Consider the following 19,560-nt stretch of genomic DNA (forward strand, 5'->3'; position numbering starts at 1 on the left):
GCGCATCTCCAGCACAGGGCACGAGCAGTGCCGTTCGCAGGGGTCAACACAGCATCGGCCGGCCCCAGATACGAAAAATCCGCGCCAGAACGCGCGGGCTCTTTCATTCTGGTCCAAATATCCCGCGGGGTTCGGGGGCGCGCAGCCCCCGGCCTTATTTCGCCGCGTCGAAAACCGGCAGATAAATCTTCTCCAGCCGCAGGACGGCATCGGCGGGTGACAGTTCTTCGGATTCGCCGGTCCGGCGTGAGGTCAGTTCGACCTTGTTCGCCTGCAGGCCGCGCGGGCCGACGGTCAGGCGCCAGGGTAGGCCGATCAGGTCCATGGTGGCGAATTTCGCGCCCGCGCGTTCGTCGCGGTCGTCGTAAAGCACGTCCATGCCCTTGGCGGTCAGCTCGCGATACAGCGCCTCGCAGGCGGAATCGACCGACGGATCGCCCTGTTTCAGGTTCACGATGCCGACATGGAACGGGGTCACGCCTTCGGGCCAGATGATCCCCTTCTCGTCATGGTTGGCCTCGATGATGGCGCCGACCAGACGGGACACGCCGATGCCGTGGCTGCCCATATGGACCGGCGTGCGGGCGCCGTCCGGGCCGACGACCGTCGCGCCCATCGGTTCCGAATATTTGGTGCCGAAATAGAAGATCTGCCCCACCTCGATGCCGCGCGCGGTGCGGCGGCGTTCCTCGGGAACTTCGGCGAAGACGGCCTCGTCATGGGTTTCGTCGGTGCGGGCGTAACGGCTGGTGAACTCCTCCAGCACGGCCTGCAACTGTTCGACATTGTCATAATCGATCTCGCGGTCGCCGAATTTCAGGTCGGTGATCTCACTGTCATAAAAGACCTCGGACTCGCCGGTATCGGCGAGGACCAGGAATTCATGGGTATCGTCGCCGCCGATCGGGCCGGAATCGGCGCGCATCGGGATCGCCTGCAGGCCCATGCGTTCATAGGTGCGCAGATAGCTGACGAGGTGCCGGTTATAGGCGTGAAGCGCGTCTTCCTTGGTCAGGTCGAAGTTATAGCCGTCCTTCATCAGGAATTCGCGGCCGCGCATGACGCCGAAACGCGGGCGGATCTCGTCGCGGAATTTCCACTGGATGTGATACAGCGTCAGCGGCAGGTCCTTGTAGCTGTTCACATGGCTGCGGAAGATGTCGGTGATCATCTCCTCATTCGTCGGGCCATACAGCATCTCGCGCTTGTGGCGGTCGGTGATGCGCAGCAGCTCGTCGCCGTAAGCGTCATAGCGGCCGCTTTCGCGCCACAGTTCCGCCGATTGCAGCGTCGGCATCAGCAGCGGGATATGTCCGGCGCGCTGCTGTTCCTCGTTCACGATCTGCTCGATCCGGTTCAGCACCTTGAACCCGAGCGGCAGCCAGGAATAGATCCCCGCCGATTGCTGCTTGATCATGCCGGCGCGCAGCATCAGCCGGTGGCTGGCGATCTGGGCCTCGGACGGGGTTTCCTTCAGGACGGGCAGAAAATAGCGCGACAGACGCATGGGAATGCCTTTATCAGCAGGGTTTGGCACCGGTTATCCGATGGTCCGGTTTCAGGCAAGGGCGCTAGTCGCGCCCGATCCGGCCCAGATGGGTGAAGCGAAAGCCCTCGGGCGTTTTCAGACCGTAACCCAGCATCCGGTCAAAGCCGGAATGAGCAAACCACAGCGCGCCGATCTGCAGCAGAAGGCTGCTGCCACCGACGCTGCCCAGCATCAGCAGGACCAGCCCGAAGCCGTATTGATGCACGAAGTTATAGACGAAGGCGCCGATGCGCGGCCCCGCGAGATAGGCGGCAAAGCTGAGATCGGGCGCGAAGAAGACCAACACCAGCAGCCACCAGGACAGGTCGCCGCCAAGGCTGGAATACACCCACATCCCGGTCAGAAAAATCAGCGCAGCTTCGATCCGCTGCCAGATGATTTCGGATTTCATCACGCGCCCCTTACCTCTCGCTCGTGACCGATCTACTGTCGCGAGCCATGGGGATCAACTTGTCAGGGGACCGATGACCGAGCAGCCGCAATTCTCCGACGGCTTCACGCCCCGGCACGACGTGGCGGTGATCGTCGCCTGCGATGCCAATTACCTGCCCTATGCGGCCATCCCGGCGCTGCAACTGGCCGGCGGCGATTATGACGTGCTGATCGGCGGCCCGGAACCGCTGGTGCTGCCCGCGCTGCTGACCGATGCCGGGATCGGCCATGTCGCGGCGGTCGACAGGGCCATCCTGGATGCACTGCCGACCGATGCCCGCCGCTCCATCGCCACTTATATGGAGCTGTTCTTCGCCCGCGCGCTGCGCGGCATCTACCGGCGCATTCTGGTGCTGGACAGCGATGTGGTGTTTGAGCGCGGCGATCCTGGGCGGCTTCTGCGCGCCGACATGCTGGGTCGCGCGGTCGCGGCGGTGCGCGACAACCGGCAATGGCGCAGCCCCAGGAAGCTGGTGCGCGAGTTCAGGCAGCTAGGCCGCCTCGCCGCCCCCTATTTCAACGCCGGCGTGGTGATGGTCGATACCGAGACATGGGCCGATGCCGGCTGGTCCAAGAAGGCCGAGGCTTTTGCCCGCGACCATCTGGCCGGGCTGGGCCGGGATCAGGCGCTGATGAACGGATTGCTCTATGGCGACTGGGCCGAGATCAGCCCCTTGTGGAACTGGCAGTTCACCTGGTCCTCGGCGCATCTGATGTCGATGGCCGATCCCTGCATCATCCATTTCATCGGCCCGCATAAGCCGTGGCTGGACAGCGCCGATGCCCGCATCCCGATGCGCCTGCGCGAGGGCTATGCCCGCATCCTGCCTGCCCATTTCCCCAACGCGCCGCGCGGGGGCGCCCTCGACCGCCGCCATTGGCCTGCCCGCGGGGATTTGCGCAAAAGCCTCGCCAAGCAGTGGCTGGCAGCGGGGCCAATGCTGGATTATCTGGCCCGTTTCCCGGATGAGTATACGCTTCTGACTCCCTGATTCAGCGCCATTTATCGGCGATCCATGTCGCGGGCAGATAGAAATGGCGCAGATGTTTCGACAGGCTTTCGCGGCGGCGCCCGTCGAAGGTTGCCTTCAGATGGTCGCCGGGCGTGCGCACCGGATCGCTTTTCGACCATTGCCCCAGCACCGCGTCATCGGGGTTCAGATGGCCCGCGAAGATCACCACCTTGGTCCCCTTCGGGATGCGCGGCGGAATGAAGTAGTTGAAGGGGAAAGGCGGGATGCAGTTCAGCCGGAAATGGCTGACCCAGCCGCGCGGCCAGAACTTCACCCCGCCCGGCGCGTTACGGGTGACGAATCGCTGCTCGTATCGGTATTTGTCCGCCGCCGTCTGCGGATCGGCGCGGAACAGATCCTGCATCGGCTTCAGCTTGCCCACCTGCATCCGGTAGATCGAGGTCTGGGCCATGCGTTCGAACGGTGTATTCGGATTCTTCGCGGTGATCGTGTCCGAGGGGTCGCCGTAGTCGAAGAAGCCGTCGATGTTACCGGTGATGATGATGTCCAGATCCATGAACAGCACCGTGCCGGTGATGTCCCCCAGATCACCCCAGAGCTGCGATTTCGGCCATTTGCCGGGGGTGTTCTTCGGCATGACGAAATCAGGCTCCGGCAGGGGTCGCGTCTCGATCCGCGGGTCCATGCCCTCGGTCCGATCGGTGAAGCAGATCACCCGGAAGGGCGGGGTGATGTTGCGCGCCACCATGTTATAGAAGCGGTTCACATATTCGGGCCCGTATTTCGTGCCCCATTTGATGCAGATGATCTGTTTCATAGCCGCCTTTCTGCCGGTCTTTCCGCAACGCGGCAAGAGTCTTGCGGGGGCTGTTGACTCTGGGCGCGGGGCAGCTATAAGCGCCGCTTCATTGGTGTTGGTGGACCCCGCAAGGGGAACCCTGTCGGGCCCCGCTCTGAAAAGATCGAGACCAAAGGACAACGCCCTTTTGAAACACACAAAAGGAGATCAGCCGTGACCAAACGCACGTCTGCCAAGTACAAGATCGACCGCCGCATGGGCGAAAACATCTGGGGCCGCGCCAAGTCGCCGGTCAACCGCCGCGAATACGGCCCCGGGCAGCACGGTCAGCGCCGCAAGAACAAGCTGTCGGATTTCGGCACCCAGCTGCGCGCCAAGCAGAAGCTGAAGGGCTATTACGGCGACCTGACCGAGAAGCAGTTCCGCCGCATCTACACCGAGGCCGAGCGCGTCAAGGGCGATACCGGTGAAAACCTGATCGGCCTGCTGGAGCGCCGTCTGGACGCCGTCGTCTATCGCGCGAAATTCGTGCCGACCATCTTCGCCGCCCGCCAGTTCGTGAACCACGGCCATGTGACCGTGAACGGCAAGCGCGTGAACATCGCGTCCTATCGCGTCAAGGAAGGCGACGTGATCGCTGTCCGCGACCGCTCGAAGCAGCTGGCGATCGTTCTGGAAGCCATCGCCCTGGCCGAGCGCGACGTGCCCGACTATCTGGAAGTCGACAACAACAAGCTGACCGCGACCTTCGTGCGCACCCCGGCGCTTGGCGACGTGCCCTATGCCGTCGTGATGGAGCCGAACCTGGTCGTCGAATATTACGCGAAGAACTGATACTTTCGCGAAGCTTCGGAATGGGGGCCGTCCTTCGGGGCGGCCCTTTTTCTTTTGGCGAGTCAGGCCGGGGCGCTGCCCCGGACCCCGGGATATTTCAGCCAAAGTGAAAGAGTGTCACCACATGGTCTGCGCGGCGCGCTGCGGCCAGGCGGCATCATAGGCGTCGCCGCCGACCTCGTCTTCCGTCAGGCCGGCGAGGATCTGGCCGGGGGTCGGCAGGCCCTTGCTGTCGTCCTCGCCCGACCAGAGGCCGGCGCGGAGCACGGCGCGGGCGCATTGGAAATAGACCTCGGCGATACGGATAACGATCACCGTGCGCGGCTGTTTGCCGTCGCGGCCGAAGCTCGCGCGCAGATTGGCGTCGTCGGTGATGCGGGCGTGACCGTTGACGCGGATGACATTGCCGGACCCGCGGATCAGGAATGTCAGGCTGACGCGCCCGTCGCGGGCAATGTTGTTCAGGCTGTCGATGCGCTCATTGCCGCGCCAGTCCGGAAGCGCCAGCCTTTGCGCGTCGAGTTCACGCACCACCGGACCGTCATCGCCGCGCGGGCTGGCATCGGTGCCTTCTGGGCCGACGGTCGACAGAATGCAGAACCGCGCCCGTTGGATATGGGCGCGGTATGCGTCGGTCAGGTGATTTGCGACCTTGCGGGTCGCGGCGGGTGCTGGCGTCCCGTAAATCTGTGACAGATCTGCGGGGGTCAGCCAGTGCATCCGCCTAGTCCTTCTTGATCAGCGCGGCGAGCGCGGCGAAGGGATTGTCCGGGTCGATCGGCTTTTCGGCGCGCGGCGGCCGGGCGCTGAAGGATTTGGCGCGGTCGTTGCGGTCGTCCCGGCGCTGCGGCTTGCCGCCCTTGGGTTTGCCCTTGAACTCGCCCTGCGGCTTCTTGCCGCGTGGGCGTTCGCCCTGCCCTTCGCCATCGGCACGCGGGGCGCGGACCTGCTGCGGGGCGGCGCCACGATCCTGACGCGGGCGGCGGTCGGCGCCTTGCGGGCGCGGATTGCGCGGACGCGGCGCCCAACGGAAGGTATAGAACACCTCCATTTCCGGGGTTGTTTCGGCCACCGCTTCGGCATCCACTGCTTCCGCGCTTTCGCTGGCGGCTTCGGCCTCGACTTCGGCCTTGCGCTTTTCGGCCTGCTCGGCTTCCCACTGCGCGCGGGTCTCGGCCGCGAGCACCGATTCCTCCTCGGTCAGCGGATGGTCGTGATCGACCGCTGCCGGGGTTTCGACGGCAGCCGGGGCGGGTTCGGCGCGGGTTTTCGCACGCTCGCCTTTTTCGGCGGCATAACCGAGGCCTTCCATCAGATTGGCAAACTGTTCCAGCGTCATGCCGGTGATCGACAGCATGTCGGCATTCGCCTCGAAGCCCGCGCGCGTGTCCTGCGTCCGCAGCATGTCGGCCAGACGTTCCAGCATGTCGATGCGGATCGCGCGGTCGCCGGCGGGGCGATAGCCCGACAGGGTATAGGTGCGCACCGGCACGTCGGGCAGGTTCGGGATGGTCACCAGACCCGGCGGCGGGCTTTCGGGAAATTCGTCCAGCCCGTCCCACAGGCCCGACAGCACCAGCCGCAACCGGGTGGGCGCGGGCTTCAGCACGGCGGGCAGGAAGATGGTGAACTGGCCGAACCGGACCCCATGCTTGCGCAGAAGGCCGCGCGCGTCCTGATCCAGTTCCTTGACCTCGTTGGCGACCTCCTCGCGGCGGATGATGCCCAGGTTTTCGACCAGCCGGAAGGCGAAGCCGCGCGCGAGGCCGGTGAGGGCTTCGTCACGGCTCATCGCCAGCAGCGGCTCGAACAGGGTCGCGGTCTTGCGGTCGATGAAATGCTGCAGGCGGCGCTTCACCTTTTCGGCGATGTCGGCGCCGGCTTCCTCGTCGACGAAGGCCTCGATGCCGGGTTTCATCGGCTCGGACCCCTTGACCAGCTTGCCGATGGCAGCGTTGCCCCACATGAGGCCGCCCTGTTCGGTGAAGTCCAGTTCCGTATCGGGCGCGTTATAGAACCGATCTGCGCGCAGATGGAATTCGGGGCGCAGCGCCTCATAGGCGGCGCGGTTCAGCATCCGCGCCTCGTCGGGATTCTGGGTCGTGTCGGCGCGGAAGCGGAATCCTTCCAGCCGACCGGCGAATTCGCCCTCGACGCTGACTTCACCCTTGTCGTTCACCTCGGCCACGAGGGTCTCCTTCTGCTTGAGCCGGCGCATCAGCACAGATGTGCGCCGGTCCACAAATCGTTGCGTGAGCGCCGCGTGCAGCGCATCTGACAGTCGGTCTTCTACTGTGCGCGTCGCCTCGCGCCAATATGTTTCGTCATTCACCCAGCCCGAGCGCTGCGCCACATAGGTCCAGGTCCGAATGAACGCCAACCGCTTTGACAACGCATCAATGTCCCCATGAGTTCGGTCGATGCGTTCGATGGCGCGGGCAAGCCAGTCATTGGGGATGCCGCCTTCCTGCAGGAAGTTGAAAATCCTCAGCAAAAGGCTGGTATGTTCGGCGGGCGAGATGGACCGGAAATCCGGAATGCGGCAGACATCCCACAGAAGCCGCACATCCGAGGGCGTGGTGACGCGGTCGCGGATCTCGGGCATGTCGCGCAGGGTCTTCAGCGCCGACAGGTCGTCGGCTTCGCGCCCGCGCATCAGCCATTCGCTGTCGGATGCGGCTTCGAGGCTGCCGACCAGCCGGTCCATGGTCCCGAATTCTAGCGCCGAATTGCGCCAGACCAGCCGGCTGATCGGCGCGAAGCGGTGGTTTTCGATGGCGGCGATCAGGCCTTCGTCCAGCGGTGCCGCTTCGCCCGTCACGCCAAAGGTGCCGGGTTCGGTGTGGCGACCGGCTCGGCCGGCGATCTGGCCCATCTCGTGCGGGAACAGTGGCCGCATCCGGCGGCCGTCGAATTTCTCGGTCGAGGAGAAGGCCACGTGCCGGATGTCGAGGTTCAGCCCCATGCCGATGGCGTCGGTGGCGACCAGATGGTCGACCTCGCCAGACTGATACATCTCGACCTGGGCATTGCGGGTCCGGGGGCTGAGCGCACCCATGACCACCGCCGCACCCCCCTTCTGGCGGCGCAGCAGTTCCGCGATCGCATAGACATCATCGACCGAGAAGCCGACGATGGCCGAACGCGCGGGCATTCGGCTGATCTTCTTCGACCCCGCCCAGCTGAGCGTGGAAAACCGCTCGCGCCGCATGAACTGCACGCCGGGCACCAGTGCCGCGATGGCCGGGCGCATGGTGTCAGACCCCAGCAGCAGGGTTTCATGGCTGCCGCGCGCATGCAGCAGGCGTTCGGTAAAGACATGGCCGCGCTGCGGATCGGCACAAAGCTGGATCTCGTCGATGGCGACGAATTCGGCACCGATCTCGGGCATGGCCTCGGTGGTGGCGACCCAATATTGCGCGCGGGGGGGCACGATCCGCTCCTCGCCGGTCACCAGCGCGACGACCCCCGCTCCGCGCGCCTTGACGATGCGGTCGTAGACCTCGCGCGCCAGCAGGCGCAGCGGCAGGCCGATGACACCGCTGCGGTAAGCCAGCATCCGTTCGATGGCGTAATGCGTCTTGCCGGTATTGGTCGGGCCCAGCACGGCCGTGATGCGTGACATGGCTGCCCCTTCTGTGTCCGGCGTCAGATGTTGGTGCCGGTATCCGCCGCTTCAAGACGCGTCTTCGCATCGATGGCGTCCTGCTGATGCGGGTTGATTTCCAGACTGCGGCGCAGTGCCTCGGCGGCGCGGGCGGGATCGCCCAATTCCTCCAGCATGGTCCCGAGCTGGGTCAGGGCCAGATACTGCTTCGGCTCCAGTTCCAGCGCGCGGGCCAGATCGGCCGCTGCCGGGCCATAATCGCCATTCAGCCAATAGGCCATGCCGCGCAGCTGATAGCCCATGGCGTGATCCGGCGCGTGATCGACAAGCGCCGTCAGATGGCCGATGGCGGACAGAAAGTCGCCTTCATCCAGCGCCGATTCGCCGCGCATCTGGATCATGTTCAACGCATCGGAACCGGTATCCTCCCAGGCGGTGAGAATCTGGGTCTCCGCCTCCATCCAGGCATCGCTGTCGGTGCGGGCCAGAGTTTCGAACAGCGCCGGGTCGGCCTTGCCGGCAAAAGCAGGGGCCGCACAAAATGCGATGGAAAATGCCGCCACGGCATGATGGAAAATTAACGCACGCCTCATCATATTGGCTTAATAACCCGACAAGCTGGCCGCTTGCCAGTCAACAGAGGAGAGATTGATGAGCAATGTGATCGACAGCGCCGTGGTGGCGCTGAACGAAAAGCTGGGTGCCTTCAGCGATGGCACCGCGAAATTCGTCATCAAGGACGAAGGCGCGATCATGGTTGATGCCGGCGGGGCGCGTGCGGGCGATGACGAGGCCGACGTCACCCTGACCGCCAGCCGCGAAACCTTTGAAGGCCTGCTGGACGGCTCGGTCAACCCGACCATGGCCTATATGACCGGCAAGCTGGCCGTGGACGGCAATATCGGGCTGGCGATGAAGCTGGGATCGGCGCTGTCGTAACCCAAGGCGGGGCGCGGGATAAATCGCGCCTTTCCCCCGGCTGGATTTCTGTTACCAGTAGCGGCAATGCAGCTTTCACCCGCCCCTTTCCACCAGTTCGCAGACAGCCGGGAAGCCCCGGCCGAGGCCTATTGGCTGCGCAGCGACGACGATGTGCGCCTGCGCATGGCGCTGTGGCGGGCGGAGAGTGCCGCAGGGACGGTGCTGCTGTTTCCCGGCCGCACGGAATATGTCGAAAAATACGCACCCGTGGCGGCCGTCCTGACCGGGGCCGGCTTTCACGTGCTGGCCATCGACTGGCGTGGCCAGGGACTGGCCGACCGCCTGCTGAACAACCCGCGCCCCGGCCATATCGATGATTTCGCCCGCTATCAGCTGGACGTGGTCGCCATGGTCGAGGCCGCGGCCGCACTGGACCTGCCCGAGCCCTGGCATCTGCTTGGCCATTCCATGGGCGGCGCCATCGGTCTGGCGGCGCTGCATAACGGCCTGCCGGTGGAAACCGCCGCCTTCTCGGCCCCGATGTGGGGCATCAACCATGCGCCGATGCCGCAAGCCGTGGCCAGCAGCCTGTCGGCTGTGGCGGGACGGCTGGGCAAGGGCGGCGCGGCCGCCTTCGGCACCGGCGGCAACGGCACCTATGTGCTGGACGAGCCATTCCGGAACAACCTGCTGACCGGCGATCCAGATGCCTGGGCGCGCATGGTCCGCGAGGCCGGTCACTGGCCCGACCTGACACTGGGCGGCGCGACCTATGGCTGGGTCGCGGCGGCGCTTGCCGAATGCCGCCGCATGGCGGCCGAACCCTCGCCCGATCTGCCGATGCTGGTCTCGCTCGGCTCGCATGAACTGGTCGTTTCGGCCCCGGCGGTCCGGGCGCGCGTAGCCGCCTGGCCGGCGGGACGGCTGCTGGAAATTCCGGGCGGCCATCACGAAGTGATGTTCGAGGCCCCGGAACTCCGGCAGAAATTTCTGGACGCGCTGCTTGCCCTGATCGCCGGGCGCTAAGCTGCAGCGGCAGGGCTTGAACCCGGCCGCCGCAGCCTGCACATCTGGGGCAACAGAAAGGAAGCCCCGATGCGCTTTGACCGCGAACTTCTCCGCGATACCACCCTTCAGGGAACCAAGACCGAGTTCGGCACCCTGCCCGACTGGGATCTGACCGACCTTTACCCCAGCCCCGACGCGCCCGAACTGAAGGCCGATTTGAAGGCGCTGGAGGAAAAAGCCGCCAGCTTCGCCACCGATTACGAGGGCAAGCTCGCCAGCCTCGACGCCGCCGCCATGCTGGAGGCGATCCGCCGTTACGAGGCGATCGACATCCTCGCCGGGCGCATCATGTCCTATGCCGGACTGCGCTATTACCAGAACACGACCGACGCGGCCCGCGCCAAGCAATTGTCGGACCTGCAGGCGCAGATCACCGATTTCACCACCCCGCTGGTGTTCTTCAGCCTCGAATTCAACCGCATTCCGGACGAGACATATACCGCCGTCTTCACCGCGCCGGACGGCCCCGCGCGCTACAAGCCGGTTTTCGACCGGATGCGCGCCATGCGCCCCTATCAGCTCTCGGACGAGCTGGAGAAGTTCCTGCACGACAATTCGGTCGTCGGCGCCGCCGCCTGGAACCGGCTGTTCGATGAAACCATGGCCGGTCTGGAGTTCATCGTCGATGGCGAAGTGCTGCAACTGGAAGCGGTGCTGACCCTGTTGACCGATCACGACCGCGCGAAACGCGAGGCGGCGGCCCGCGCGCTGGCGGAGGTTTTCCAGAAGAACATCAAGCTGTTCTCGCGCGTTCATAACACGCTCGCCAAGGAAAAGGCGGTCGAGGACAAATGGCGCAAGATGCCCTCGCCCCAAACCGCGCGCCACCTGTCGAACCATGTCGAACCCGAGGTGGTCGAGGCGCTGCGCGATGCCGTGACCAAGGCCTATCCCCGCATCTCGCACCGCTATTACGCGCTGAAGGCGAAATGGCTGGGCCTCGACAAGCTGCAGGTCTGGGACCGCAACGCGCCCCTGCCGACCGAGGCGCCCCGCACCGTCGATTGGGACGAGGCCAAGGCCACCGTGCTGGACGCCTATGCCGGTTTCTCGCCGAAACTGGCCGAACTGGCGGAACCCTTCTTCAACCTCGGCTGGATCGACGCGGCGGTGAAGCCCGGCAAGGCCCCCGGCGCCTTCGCCCATCCGACCGTGACCACCGTGCACCCCTATGTCATGCTGAACTATCTCGGCAAACCGCGCGACGTGATGACGCTGGCGCATGAACTCGGCCACGGCGTCCACCAGCGGCTGGCGGCGGGTCAGGGGGAATTGCTGGCCTCGACGCCCCTGACGCTGGCGGAAACGGCATCCGTCTTCGGCGAGATGCTGACCTTCCGCAAATTGCTGGCCGAAACCACTGATCCGGCGCAGAAAAAGGCGCTGCTGGCCGGCAAGGTCGAGGATATGATCAACACGGTCGTGCGGCAGATCAGCTTCTATGATTTCGAGGTCCGCCTGCACGCCGCCCGCGCCGAGGGCGAGCTGACGCCCGACGACATCAACGCGATCTGGATGGATGTGGCCCGCGAAAGCCTCGGCCCGGTGTTCGAGTTCATGCCCGGCTATGAAACCTTCTGGTCCTATGTCCCGCATTTCGTGCATTCGCCCTTCTACGTCTATGCCTATGCCTTCGGCGACGGGCTGGTGAACGCGCTTTACGCCGCCTACGAGGCCGCGCCCGAGGGCTTTCAGCAGAAATATTTCGACATGCTTTCGGCCGGCGGCTCGAAGCATCACAAGGAACTGCTGGCGCCCTTCGGGCTCGACGCCTCGGACCCGGCCTTCTGGGACAAGGGACTGTCGATGATCGAAGGCTTCATCGACGAGTTGGAGGCGATGGAGGCGTGATCCGGCCGGGCGCAACCCTGCTTGCGCTCGCCTTGGCCTGCGCCGCCCCGAGGGCGCAGGCAACCCCGCCGGATTTCATCCAGATTCGCGATGAAATTCTGGCCGTCAGCGCCGATACGGTCTTCGTGCTGCGCAACAGCATCGACAATCTGGGCCTTTATGAGGCCGAGGTCCGCGCCACGGCACTGATCGAACTGGACCGGACGACCGGCGAGCCGACGGTGTTTCCGCTTTACGCGGCCCGTTGGACGACCAACGAGCCGGGCGGGGACGATTCCGCCCCCCGTTCGGTTTCGATACCGGATCTGACAGGCAGGATCGACCTGTTCGCGCGGCTCGGCGAAAAGGGCGCGCTGCCGATCTGGACATCGGAAATGGATAAGTGGAGCGGGAAAACGGATCTGCAGGAAAGCAGGGTCGAAACCGGTTCCGATGGCCAACGGACCATTCGTTTCAAAGGTGCCGCTGCGGTGGACACCGATATTGCGGCACTGGAACAGGCGGCGATCCGCGGCCTCGCCGCCTTCGCCGCGCGGATGGATTATCCCCGCTTCGGCCCGATGACTTTGGCCGATGTGCTGAGTCTGGAGCCGGTTTTCCCCCCCGGCTGCCGCCCCGAATACGCCTTTCGAACCCGCGACATGACCGGGGCGCAACCCCCGACCCTGATCCGGCTCGATTGTGCTGACCCCGAACGCGGCGAGGATTTCTCGGCCTCGCTGATCGTGCTGATCCCGCCGCAGACCCCGTGAAGCGGTTTTCGGGTCGCATCGCCGCGCAGCCTCGCCTATCCTCGCCCCGGCAAGAGGGCAGCCATATGATCCGACTTTCACCCGTTCCGCCGCGCCAGCTTGGCGATCTGGCCGGCCTGCGCCAGCAGCCCGGCCAATATGCCAATGACGGCGCGCAGATGATCCTCGACGACACCCCGGAGCTGAGCTTCCACGCCATCCATGACGGCGCCGAGCTGGTCGGCATGTTCAAGCTGGACCCGCGTTACCCCGAGCGTCACGATTTCGCCGCGCCGACGGATCTGGGCATCCGCGGCGTGCTGATCGATGCGCGGTGTCAGGGCCGGGGCATCGGAACGCGGGCCATGGCCGCCCTGCCCGCCTATGCGGCGACGCAATATCCCGACAAGCGCCGGCTGGTGCTGACCGTCAACCTGCTGAACCCCGCCGCCTATGCCGCCTATCGCAAGGCGGGTTTTCACGACCGGGGCGAGATCTTCACTGGCGGATCGCGCGGACCGCAGCATATCCTCTGGGCAGACCTGCGCGCTTCGGAAAGGCCGATATGCTCCGCAAGATCCTCCTCGCCGTGCTCGGGCTGATCGTCATCGCGGCGGTCGCCTTCTTCACCTTCGCCCCCGGCTATGTCGAACGCGGGCTGAACCCCGTCACCACGCCCAAGGGCGGTTGGCCGGTCAGCGCAGAGGCGCAGGCGCTCCATGACCGCCTGACCATCGGCGACTGGCATTCCGACGCATTGCTGTGGGATCGCGACCTGCTGAAACGAGTGGATCGCGGCCATACCGACATCCCGCGCCTGCAACAGGGCAATGTCGCCGTGCAGGTTTTCACCACGGTGACGAAAAGCCCCTCGGGTCTGAATTATGGCCAGAACAGTGCCGATGCCCCCGACAACATCACCAAGCTGGTGATGGGCCAGCTGCGCCCGATCCGCACCTGGTCGAGCCTGAAGGAGCGCGCGCTGGATCAGGCCGCGCGCCTGCGCGCCATGGCCGAACGCGATCCCGAAAATCTGAAGCTCATCCTGACCCGCGACGATCTGGCGGCCCTGCTGGCCGCGCGGGCTGGCGGCGCGAACACCGTCGGCGCGATCCTCGGGACCGAGGGCGGCCACCCGCTGGAAGGCGATATCGCCAATCTGCAAACGCTTTACGATGCGGGCTTCCGGCTGATGGGGCTGACCCATTTCTTCGACAATGAACTCGGCGGCTCGCTGCATGGCGAAAGCGGCGCCGGGCTGACCGATTTCGGGCGGCAGGTCGTGGACGGGCTGATGGAACGCGGCATGGTCATCGACCTCGCCCATACCAGCCCGCAGATGGTCCGCGATGTGCTGGCGATCGAGGGCACGCGCCCGATCATCTCGCATACCGGCATTCGCGGCAATTGCGCCACGCAGCGCAACCTGCCCGACGATCTGGTGCAGGCGGTGGCCGCGAAAGGCGGGGTCATCGGCATCGGCTATTGGCGCGATGTGAACTGCGGCGCCACCCCGGCCGACATTGCGAAATCCATCGCCGCCGCCATCGCACTGGTGGGCGAGGATCAGGTCTCGCTCGGCTCGGATTACGACGGCTCGGTCGATGCGCCCTTCGACACCGCGGGCCTGCCCGCCCTGACACAGGCGCTGATGGATCAGGGCCTGACCGAAGCCCAGATCGCGAAGGTCATGGGCGGGAACATGATGCGCTATCTCGCGGAAACCTTGCCCGGAAACTGATCCCTCATCAGTGCCCGAAATACCTCGGGGGTGAGCCGCCCGGCGGCGAGGGGGCAGCGCCCCCTTTCCTACCAGATGATTTCCTCCATCGGGTCATACCATGCCGCATGATCCCCCCAGACCGCGCGGGCCAGCAGACGCGGCCGGTGATGCAGCTTCGCCAGTTCCGCCTTCGTCACCCAGCGCGCCCGGTCGACGACGCCTTCGGGATCTTCCAGAACCATCGCCTCCGCGTCCGCGCCGTCAAGCGTGGCGCGGTGGATCAGATCCACCTGATGAAAGCCGGCCTTGGAATCCTGAAACTCGTTCACAAGGATGATGGCGCCGACCTTGATCCGCAGGCCGGTCTCCTCCCAGACCTCGCGTTGAAGGTTTTCGGGCAGGGACTGGCCCGGCTCGGCCCCGCCGCCCGGCAGGCACCACATGTCGGACCCGTAATCCGGCGGATAGGCATTGACCATCAGCAGCCGGTCCTGATGCAGGATCGCCGCGCGGACCGCCAGCCGGGGCCGCGCCATTTTCACCGGACGATCCGGTTCACATGGCCCATCTTGCGGCCCGGCCGCACCTCGGTCTTGCCATACAGGTGGATCTGGCAATCGGGCGCCGCCAGCAGGTCCGGCAGCCGATCCATGTCATCGCCGATCAGGTTTTCCATCACCACATCGGCATAGCGTTTTCCGTCGCCCAAGGGCAGGCCGGCGATGGCGCGGATATGCTGCTCGAACTGGTCGACCGTGCAGCCCGCCTGCGTCCAGTGGCCGGAATTATGCACCCGCGGCGCGATCTCGTTCACCACCAGACCCGAGGGGGTGACGAACAGCTCTACCCCCATGACGCCGATGTAATCCAGCGCGCCGACGATCCGCGCCGCCAGCAACACCGCATCGGTGACCAGCCGCTGCGGCACGCCGCTGGGAACGGTGGTTGTGCGCAGGATGCCGCCCTGATGCAGGTTCAGGCCGGGGTCATAGGCCGCCACCGAACCATCGGCGCCGCGCGCCACGATCACGCTGATCTCGCCCGAGAAATCGACAAACCCTTCCAGCACCGAGGGTGCCCCCGTCCAGTCCCGCTGCCCCGGATCGGAAAACCGGACCTGCCCCTTGCCGTCATAGCCCATGCGCCGCGTCTTCAGGATCGCGGGCGCGCCGATCCGTTCCAGCGCCGCCGGCAGATCGGCCTCGGTTTCGACATTCGCGAAAGGCGCGGTCTTCAGGCCCAGCCCGGCCAGAAACTCCTTCTCGGTCAGCCGATCCTGCGAGACCGCGAGCGCGCGCCGGTTCGGACGGATCGGGCGGATCGATTCCAGCAGGTCCAGCGAATCCGCCGGCACATTCTCGAATTCATAGGTGATGACATCGACCGATTCCGCGAAGGCGCGCAGCGCATCGGCATCGTCATAGCTGGCCGTGGTCACCCGATGCGCCACGTCGCCCGCAGGCGCCACGCCCGGCTCATAGATATGGGTGCGGTATCCCAGCCGCGACGCGGCCACCGACAGCATCCGGCCGAGCTGGCCGCCGCCCAGAATGCCGATCACCGCGCCCTGCGGCAAAGCCTCATTCATCGCGCGGCTCCTCGGGGATAGATGCCGACAGCGCGGCGCGCCAGGCGTCCAGCCGTTCCGCCAGCGCCGGATCGGAAATCGCGAGGATCGCCGCCGCCATCAGCCCGGCATTGGCCGCCCCCGCCGCCCCGATGGCCATGGTCGCGACCGGAAAACCCTTGGGCATCTGGACGATGGAGTAGAGCGAATCGACGCCCGACAGCGCCTTGGTCTGGACCGGCACGCCGACCACCGGCACGCGGGTCTTCGACGCCATCATGCCCGGCAGATGGGCCGCGCCGCCGGCGCCGGCGATGATGACCTTCAGCCCGCGATCCGCCGCCGCCTTGCCGTAAGCCCATAACCGGTCGGGGGTGCGATGGGCGCTGACGATCTTCGCCTCGTAGCCGATCCCCAGTTCATCCAGGATCGCCGCCGCCTCGCGCAGGGTCGGCCAGTCCGACTGGCTGCCCATGATGATGCCCACCGGCACGCCCGCTTGTTCGCTCAAGTCCATATCGTCCCCTTTGCAGGAAGTGCGCACTATATTCGGCCCGCCAAGGGACGCAATCGCAGGGCGCCACAAATCGGCGCCGAGGCCGCGCTCAGGCAATGATGTCGGGGGTCAGTTCGTCTTCCAGCCGGGCGATGCGGTCCTTCAGCGACAGCTTCTGCCGCTTCAGCCGCTGCAGGGTCAGCGAGGATGCCCCAACCTGGGTGGCGAGCGCAGCGATCGCTTCGTCGAGGTCGCGATGTTCACGCCGCAGAACCTCCAGCTTGGCACGCGCGATTTCATCATGGCTCATTTCGGGATGGAAGGACATGCGGGGCTCGTTCTGGCTGGGCCCGGTGATTATAGCGGGCGCCCCGAGAATGTTAACTGCTATCAAGGGCCTTGTGGCAGAGGGGGTGCCACCACATATTGTTGTCACGGGTCGCCGCTTCCGGGGCCCTGAACCAAGGACGAGTCGCTGCACAAGGGCTTGAAACAGATGACGAAACTCACCCTGGCCACGCATCCCCACCTGCTGGGGTTCGACCAGATCGAACGTTTGGCCGAACGCGCGGCCAAGGGCGCCGAAGGCTATCCGCCCTATAATATCGAGCATCACGCACCGGACGGGTTCACCATTACCCTCGCCGTCGCCGGCTTTGCCGAAGGTGATCTGACCGTGGCGCTGGAGAACCGGCAACTGACCATCAGTGGCCGCCAACCCGAATCGAGCGAGGATCGCGTCTTCCTGCATCGCGGTATTGCCGCCCGCGCCTTTCAGCGCAGCTTCGTGCTGGCCGATGGGGTCGAGGTGGGGGGCGCGCGCCTGGAAAACGGACTTCTGTCCATCTCGCTTCAACGCCGCCCGCAGCAGAGCGTCGTCCAAACCATACCGATCAGCCGCAAATGAAAGGGGATCGCCATGAATACGAAATTTGAAGATCTGCCGGAAGCGACCGGCAACATTGTCTATATCCGTCGTGTCGAGATGGACAGCCTGCCCGACGCGGTGCGCGAACAGGCGCCGGGGCTCGACAGCCTCTATGCTGTTCACGGGATCGACGGGGAACGCCTGGCGCTGGTGAAGGACCGCGAGATGGCCTTCATTCTGGCTCGCCAGAATGACCTGAGTCCGGTCAGCGTCCACTAAGGACGCCCGACCCGCCGCGCCGCCCTTCCATGCTCCGGGGGGCGGCGCGCTTTACTCTGGGGAGAAGCCTCGCAAGTTTGCCTATTGCCGCCCATGAGGCGGCTTTTTGCTGGGCCGAACAGGTTCAAAAGCATCCACGGAATTCTTCGCGCGGCCATGGCACGCGCACATCAGCTGGAGACGATCCCCACCCTTCAGCCGGACAGGGGCCAGTTGGCAAGCAGCGCCGAAACGGCCATGGTGATCTCAGGCAGCCAAGGCTGCCCTTAGTCCGCAGGCCACCCATATTCCGCCATCAACGCCGCGATGGCGCGATCATTGCCGCCGGTGCCCAGATTGCTGCTGCGCAGGTTCTGCGCCTGACTGCCCGGCCATTCGACGACCCGGAAGCGACCGCCGACCTTTTCCGGGTTCGAGCCGCGCAGACGGTGCATCCAATACAACCAGATATCATCGGCCGAGGGCGCGAGGCGCATGAATTTCCCCGCATCGGTCACGTCGGGATGAAACACCCCCGGCGCATAGAGCACCCCGCCCACCCCGGTCGGAAAGATCAGCGGCCCATGCCCCGGCGTGGTGATATGACGGTCCCAGTCGTCATAGGGGCGCGGGCAACCGTGCCTGTCCAGCCTGACCCGATGGGCACGGTGACAAACCACCCCCGCCTCGGCGCGCGAGACCAGACCGGCCAGCCAGTCGGGCCCGTAATAGACATCGTCATCGGCGGTGACGATATAGCTGTCCGGGGCTTCGAGCAGTGTAGGGATTATCTTCTTGTAGGATTTCCAGAGCGGGCAGAGGCGGATTTCCGCACCCATTTCGGCGATCTCCGGCGGCAGCTTCGCCAGATCGGCTTCGTCCAGCCACAGGATCACGCGGTCGGGCCGCACCGTCTGGCGCAGCAGCGACGCAATCACCTGCCCCACCACGGACAGGCGCGGGCCATAGCTGGTCAGGCTGACCACCAGCGGCGCATCCAGATCATGGGGTGCGGGCGTGAAGCGGCGCCCGGCGATCTCGGCCTGCGCCTGCGTGATGCGGCGGCCGTGCTTCCAGCGCCGGAAGGCCTCAGCGATCATCCCTGCCATGCCGTGCGCAGCCAGTCGATATTGCCGATCCGACGATACCATTTGCCGCCCCGCCCGGCGAAGACGTCCTCCATCTTCGGATTGCCGGCGAAGGCCACGATCTTTGCCCCCGCAGGCAGCTTCGGATCACCGAAATAGCTGCGGAAATTCCGCGGGACGCAGTCATTCTTGAAGCTGACCACCCACCCTCTGGGCCAGTAATTCAGGTGCCCATGTTTCGCCAGTTGCGCCGACTGGAACTGCTGGCTGATCTCGTAATTCGAGGTCGCGGCCTTCGGATCGGCCAGATAGGCGTCAAGGATATAGGCGTGATCCCCGACGACATAGCGGAAGACCGAGGAATTGCCGACCGAATGCAAGAACCTGTCGCGCGCCGCATTCACCTTGCGCAGCGGCTTCGGGCGGAACAGATCGTCATCGCGGATGATGAAATAATCGCCCGGCAGATCGAAGAAGGGCGAAAGGTCATCGACGACCACCAGATCGAGGTCCAGAAACAGCGCCACCTGTCCGGTCATACCGCCCAGATCGCGCCGGAACAGCGCCAGCTTGCGCCAGCGGGTATCGCCATGGCCTTCAGGCAGCCCCAGTTCGGGCAGCGGCTGGCAATCGACGCCCGCGTCGATGCCAGCGAAATCATCGGTGAAGCAGACGAAACGGTGCGGCCGGTTCAAATGGCGCCGGACCTGCCGATACAGGCGATTCACATCCGCGGCGCCATATATGGTGCCCCATTTGATGCAGATGATGTTGACGATCTCGGCCATTCCACC

At 65.2% G+C, this 19,560-nt stretch carries 22 protein-coding genes; 10 read left to right on the forward strand and 12 right to left on the reverse strand.

What is annotated here, in order from left to right:
- Positions 1 to 154: 154 nt before the first annotated feature.
- A complete protein-coding gene (gene proS / locus H1S04_RS05050) occupies positions 155 to 1,507 on the reverse strand; it encodes a proline--tRNA ligase (protein ID WP_181744437.1) in 1,353 nt (450 codons plus the stop codon).
- 64 nt (positions 1,508 to 1,571) lie between these two features.
- On the reverse strand, positions 1,572 to 1,940 hold the full coding sequence (locus tag H1S04_RS05055; RefSeq protein ID WP_181744438.1) for a DUF4260 domain-containing protein: 369 nt from the start codon (positions 1,938 to 1,940) through the stop codon (positions 1,572 to 1,574).
- A 73-nt stretch (positions 1,941 to 2,013) separates the two neighbouring features.
- On the opposite strand from H1S04_RS05055, the gene H1S04_RS05060 reads away from it, so the two are divergent.
- On the forward strand, positions 2,014 to 2,973 hold the full coding sequence (locus H1S04_RS05060) for a glycosyltransferase (RefSeq protein ID WP_181744439.1): 960 nt from the start codon (positions 2,014 to 2,016) through the stop codon (positions 2,971 to 2,973).
- Between the two features lies 1 nt (position 2,974).
- Here H1S04_RS05060 and H1S04_RS05065 read toward each other — a convergent pair whose 3' ends face one another.
- Positions 2,975 to 3,772 carry a glycosyl transferase gene (locus H1S04_RS05065; protein WP_181744440.1) on the reverse strand — a complete coding sequence of 266 codons (798 nt, stop codon included), beginning with the start codon at positions 3,770 to 3,772 and terminating at the stop codon, positions 2,975 to 2,977.
- A gap of 195 nt (positions 3,773 to 3,967) precedes the next feature.
- Between H1S04_RS05065 and rpsD the strand changes: the two genes are divergently transcribed.
- A complete protein-coding gene (gene rpsD, locus H1S04_RS05070) occupies positions 3,968 to 4,588 on the forward strand; it encodes a 30S ribosomal protein S4 (protein ID WP_181744441.1) in 621 nt (206 codons plus the stop codon).
- A 117-nt stretch (positions 4,589 to 4,705) separates the two neighbouring features.
- Here the strand turns inward: rpsD and H1S04_RS05075 are convergent, their stop codons facing one another.
- Genes H1S04_RS05075 through H1S04_RS05085 form a run of 3 tightly spaced genes read right to left on the reverse strand, consistent with a single transcriptional unit; the run spans position 4,706 to position 8,788 of the window.
- Complete coding sequence (locus H1S04_RS05075) at positions 4,706 to 5,308, reverse strand: pyridoxamine 5'-phosphate oxidase family protein (protein WP_181744442.1); 603 nt, start codon at positions 5,306 to 5,308, stop codon at positions 4,706 to 4,708.
- Positions 5,309 to 5,312: 4 nt separating this feature from the next.
- Positions 5,313 to 8,213, reverse strand: a complete 2,901-nt coding sequence (locus H1S04_RS05080; RefSeq protein WP_181744443.1) for a helicase-related protein — start codon at positions 8,211 to 8,213, stop codon at positions 5,313 to 5,315.
- 23 nt (positions 8,214 to 8,236) lie between these two features.
- Complete coding sequence (locus H1S04_RS05085; RefSeq protein WP_255435453.1) at positions 8,237 to 8,788, reverse strand: tetratricopeptide repeat protein; 552 nt, start codon at positions 8,786 to 8,788, stop codon at positions 8,237 to 8,239.
- Positions 8,789 to 8,846: 58 nt separating this feature from the next.
- Here H1S04_RS05085 and H1S04_RS05090 point away from each other — a divergent pair, with 58 nt between their 5' ends.
- The 6 genes from H1S04_RS05090 to H1S04_RS05115 all read left to right on the forward strand — a co-directional run bounded on the left by H1S04_RS05090 (position 8,847) and on the right by H1S04_RS05115 (position 14,507).
- A complete protein-coding gene (locus tag H1S04_RS05090; protein WP_181744445.1) occupies positions 8,847 to 9,134 on the forward strand; it encodes an SCP2 sterol-binding domain-containing protein in 288 nt (95 codons plus the stop codon).
- Positions 9,135 to 9,200: 66 nt separating this feature from the next.
- On the forward strand, positions 9,201 to 10,142 hold the full coding sequence (locus tag H1S04_RS05095) for an alpha/beta fold hydrolase (RefSeq protein ID WP_181744446.1): 942 nt from the start codon (positions 9,201 to 9,203) through the stop codon (positions 10,140 to 10,142).
- A 69-nt stretch (positions 10,143 to 10,211) separates the two neighbouring features.
- Positions 10,212 to 12,035 carry a M3 family oligoendopeptidase gene (locus H1S04_RS05100; RefSeq protein ID WP_181744447.1) on the forward strand — a complete coding sequence of 608 codons (1,824 nt, stop codon included), beginning with the start codon at positions 10,212 to 10,214 and terminating at the stop codon, positions 12,033 to 12,035.
- Positions 12,032 to 12,787, forward strand: a complete 756-nt coding sequence (locus tag H1S04_RS05105) for a hypothetical protein (RefSeq protein ID WP_181744448.1) — start codon at positions 12,032 to 12,034, stop codon at positions 12,785 to 12,787. Before H1S04_RS05100 ends, H1S04_RS05105 begins: the two co-directional genes overlap by 4 nt.
- A 65-nt stretch (positions 12,788 to 12,852) precedes the next feature.
- Positions 12,853 to 13,368: a GNAT family N-acetyltransferase gene (locus tag H1S04_RS05110; RefSeq protein ID WP_181744449.1), complete on the forward strand. Its 516-nt coding sequence runs from the start codon at positions 12,853 to 12,855 to the stop codon at positions 13,366 to 13,368.
- Complete coding sequence (locus H1S04_RS05115) at positions 13,332 to 14,507, forward strand: dipeptidase (RefSeq protein ID WP_181744450.1); 1,176 nt, start codon at positions 13,332 to 13,334, stop codon at positions 14,505 to 14,507. The genes H1S04_RS05110 and H1S04_RS05115 overlap by 37 nt, the downstream gene beginning before the upstream one ends.
- Before the next feature lie 68 nt (positions 14,508 to 14,575).
- Here the strand turns inward: H1S04_RS05115 and H1S04_RS05120 are convergent, their stop codons facing one another.
- The 4 genes from H1S04_RS05120 to H1S04_RS05135 all read right to left on the reverse strand — a co-directional run bounded on the left by H1S04_RS05120 (position 14,576) and on the right by H1S04_RS05135 (position 16,880).
- Positions 14,576 to 15,025, reverse strand: coding sequence for an NUDIX domain-containing protein (locus tag H1S04_RS05120; protein WP_181744451.1), 450 nt, complete (start codon positions 15,023 to 15,025; stop codon positions 14,576 to 14,578).
- 2 nt (positions 15,026 to 15,027) lie between these two features.
- Positions 15,028 to 16,077, reverse strand: a complete 1,050-nt coding sequence (locus tag H1S04_RS05125) for a 5-(carboxyamino)imidazole ribonucleotide synthase (RefSeq protein ID WP_181744452.1) — start codon at positions 16,075 to 16,077, stop codon at positions 15,028 to 15,030.
- Positions 16,070 to 16,573, reverse strand: coding sequence for a 5-(carboxyamino)imidazole ribonucleotide mutase (purE, locus tag H1S04_RS05130; protein ID WP_181744453.1), 504 nt, complete (start codon positions 16,571 to 16,573; stop codon positions 16,070 to 16,072). Before purE ends, H1S04_RS05125 begins: the two co-directional genes overlap by 8 nt.
- Positions 16,574 to 16,661: 88 nt before the next feature.
- Positions 16,662 to 16,880 (reverse strand): YdcH family protein, encoded by a 219-nt coding sequence (locus H1S04_RS05135; protein WP_181744454.1) that lies wholly within the window; start codon positions 16,878 to 16,880, stop codon positions 16,662 to 16,664.
- A 168-nt stretch (positions 16,881 to 17,048) separates the two neighbouring features.
- Here H1S04_RS05135 and H1S04_RS05140 point away from each other — a divergent pair, with 168 nt between their 5' ends.
- Together H1S04_RS05140 and H1S04_RS05145 are read left to right on the forward strand one after the other, a co-directional pair.
- Positions 17,049 to 17,459 carry an Hsp20 family protein gene (locus tag H1S04_RS05140; RefSeq protein ID WP_181744455.1) on the forward strand — a complete coding sequence of 137 codons (411 nt, stop codon included), beginning with the start codon at positions 17,049 to 17,051 and terminating at the stop codon, positions 17,457 to 17,459.
- Positions 17,460 to 17,471: 12 nt separating this feature from the next.
- Positions 17,472 to 17,699, forward strand: a complete 228-nt coding sequence (locus tag H1S04_RS05145; protein ID WP_181744456.1) for a DUF1150 domain-containing protein — start codon at positions 17,472 to 17,474, stop codon at positions 17,697 to 17,699.
- A 266-nt stretch (positions 17,700 to 17,965) separates the two neighbouring features.
- Here the strand turns inward: H1S04_RS05145 and H1S04_RS05150 are convergent, their stop codons facing one another.
- Both H1S04_RS05150 and H1S04_RS05155 read right to left on the reverse strand, forming a co-directional pair.
- The gene (locus H1S04_RS05150; RefSeq protein WP_255435454.1) at positions 17,966 to 18,787 is read right to left on the reverse strand and encodes a glycosyltransferase family 2 protein; all 822 of its coding nucleotides are present in this window, start codon (positions 18,785 to 18,787) and stop codon (positions 17,966 to 17,968) included.
- Entirely contained in the window at positions 18,775 to 19,554 is a 780-nt protein-coding gene (locus H1S04_RS05155) for a hypothetical protein (RefSeq protein ID WP_181744457.1), read from the reverse strand. The genes H1S04_RS05150 and H1S04_RS05155 overlap by 13 nt, the downstream gene beginning before the upstream one ends.
- Positions 19,555 to 19,560: the final 6 nt, after the last annotated feature.

It is taken from the genome of Paracoccus sp. S1E-3 (genome assembly GCF_013868135.1).
Lineage (GTDB): Bacteria > Pseudomonadota > Alphaproteobacteria > Rhodobacterales > Rhodobacteraceae > Paracoccus.

Excerpts from the sequence above, each read along its gene's own strand:
- H1S04_RS05110 (WP_181744449.1), top strand. The coding sequence starts at position 12,853 with ATGATCCGACTTTCACCCGTTCCGCCGCGCCAGCTTGGCGATCTGGCC.
- H1S04_RS05140 (WP_181744455.1), top strand. The coding sequence starts at position 17,049 with ATGACGAAACTCACCCTGGCCACGCATCCCCACCTGCTGGGGTTCGAC.
- proS (WP_181744437.1), bottom strand. The coding sequence starts at position 1,507 with ATGCGTCTGTCGCGCTATTTTCTGCCCGTCCTGAAGGAAACCCCGTCC.
- H1S04_RS05065 (WP_181744440.1), bottom strand. The coding sequence starts at position 3,772 with ATGAAACAGATCATCTGCATCAAATGGGGCACGAAATACGGGCCCGAA.
- H1S04_RS05135 (WP_181744454.1), bottom strand. The coding sequence starts at position 16,880 with ATGTCCTTCCATCCCGAAATGAGCCATGATGAAATCGCGCGTGCCAAG.
- H1S04_RS05060 (WP_181744439.1), top strand. The coding sequence starts at position 2,014 with ATGACCGAGCAGCCGCAATTCTCCGACGGCTTCACGCCCCGGCACGAC.
- H1S04_RS05145 (WP_181744456.1), top strand. The coding sequence starts at position 17,472 with ATGAATACGAAATTTGAAGATCTGCCGGAAGCGACCGGCAACATTGTC.
- H1S04_RS05090 (WP_181744445.1), top strand. The coding sequence starts at position 8,847 with ATGAGCAATGTGATCGACAGCGCCGTGGTGGCGCTGAACGAAAAGCTG.
- H1S04_RS05055 (WP_181744438.1), bottom strand. The coding sequence starts at position 1,940 with ATGAAATCCGAAATCATCTGGCAGCGGATCGAAGCTGCGCTGATTTTT.
- H1S04_RS05085 (WP_255435453.1), bottom strand. The coding sequence starts at position 8,788 with ATGAGGCGTGCGTTAATTTTCCATCATGCCGTGGCGGCATTTTCCATC.
- H1S04_RS05100 (WP_181744447.1), top strand. The coding sequence starts at position 10,212 with ATGCGCTTTGACCGCGAACTTCTCCGCGATACCACCCTTCAGGGAACC.
- H1S04_RS05095 (WP_181744446.1), top strand. The coding sequence starts at position 9,201 with ATGCAGCTTTCACCCGCCCCTTTCCACCAGTTCGCAGACAGCCGGGAA.
- H1S04_RS05155 (WP_181744457.1), bottom strand. The coding sequence starts at position 19,554 with ATGGCCGAGATCGTCAACATCATCTGCATCAAATGGGGCACCATATAT.
- H1S04_RS05115 (WP_181744450.1), top strand. The coding sequence starts at position 13,332 with ATGCTCCGCAAGATCCTCCTCGCCGTGCTCGGGCTGATCGTCATCGCG.
- purE (WP_181744453.1), bottom strand. The coding sequence starts at position 16,573 with ATGGACTTGAGCGAACAAGCGGGCGTGCCGGTGGGCATCATCATGGGC.
- H1S04_RS05080 (WP_181744443.1), bottom strand. The coding sequence starts at position 8,213 with ATGTCACGCATCACGGCCGTGCTGGGCCCGACCAATACCGGCAAGACG.
- H1S04_RS05120 (WP_181744451.1), bottom strand. The coding sequence starts at position 15,025 with ATGGCGCGGCCCCGGCTGGCGGTCCGCGCGGCGATCCTGCATCAGGAC.
- H1S04_RS05150 (WP_255435454.1), bottom strand. The coding sequence starts at position 18,787 with ATGGCAGGGATGATCGCTGAGGCCTTCCGGCGCTGGAAGCACGGCCGC.
- H1S04_RS05125 (WP_181744452.1), bottom strand. The coding sequence starts at position 16,077 with ATGAATGAGGCTTTGCCGCAGGGCGCGGTGATCGGCATTCTGGGCGGC.
- H1S04_RS05075 (WP_181744442.1), bottom strand. The coding sequence starts at position 5,308 with ATGCACTGGCTGACCCCCGCAGATCTGTCACAGATTTACGGGACGCCA.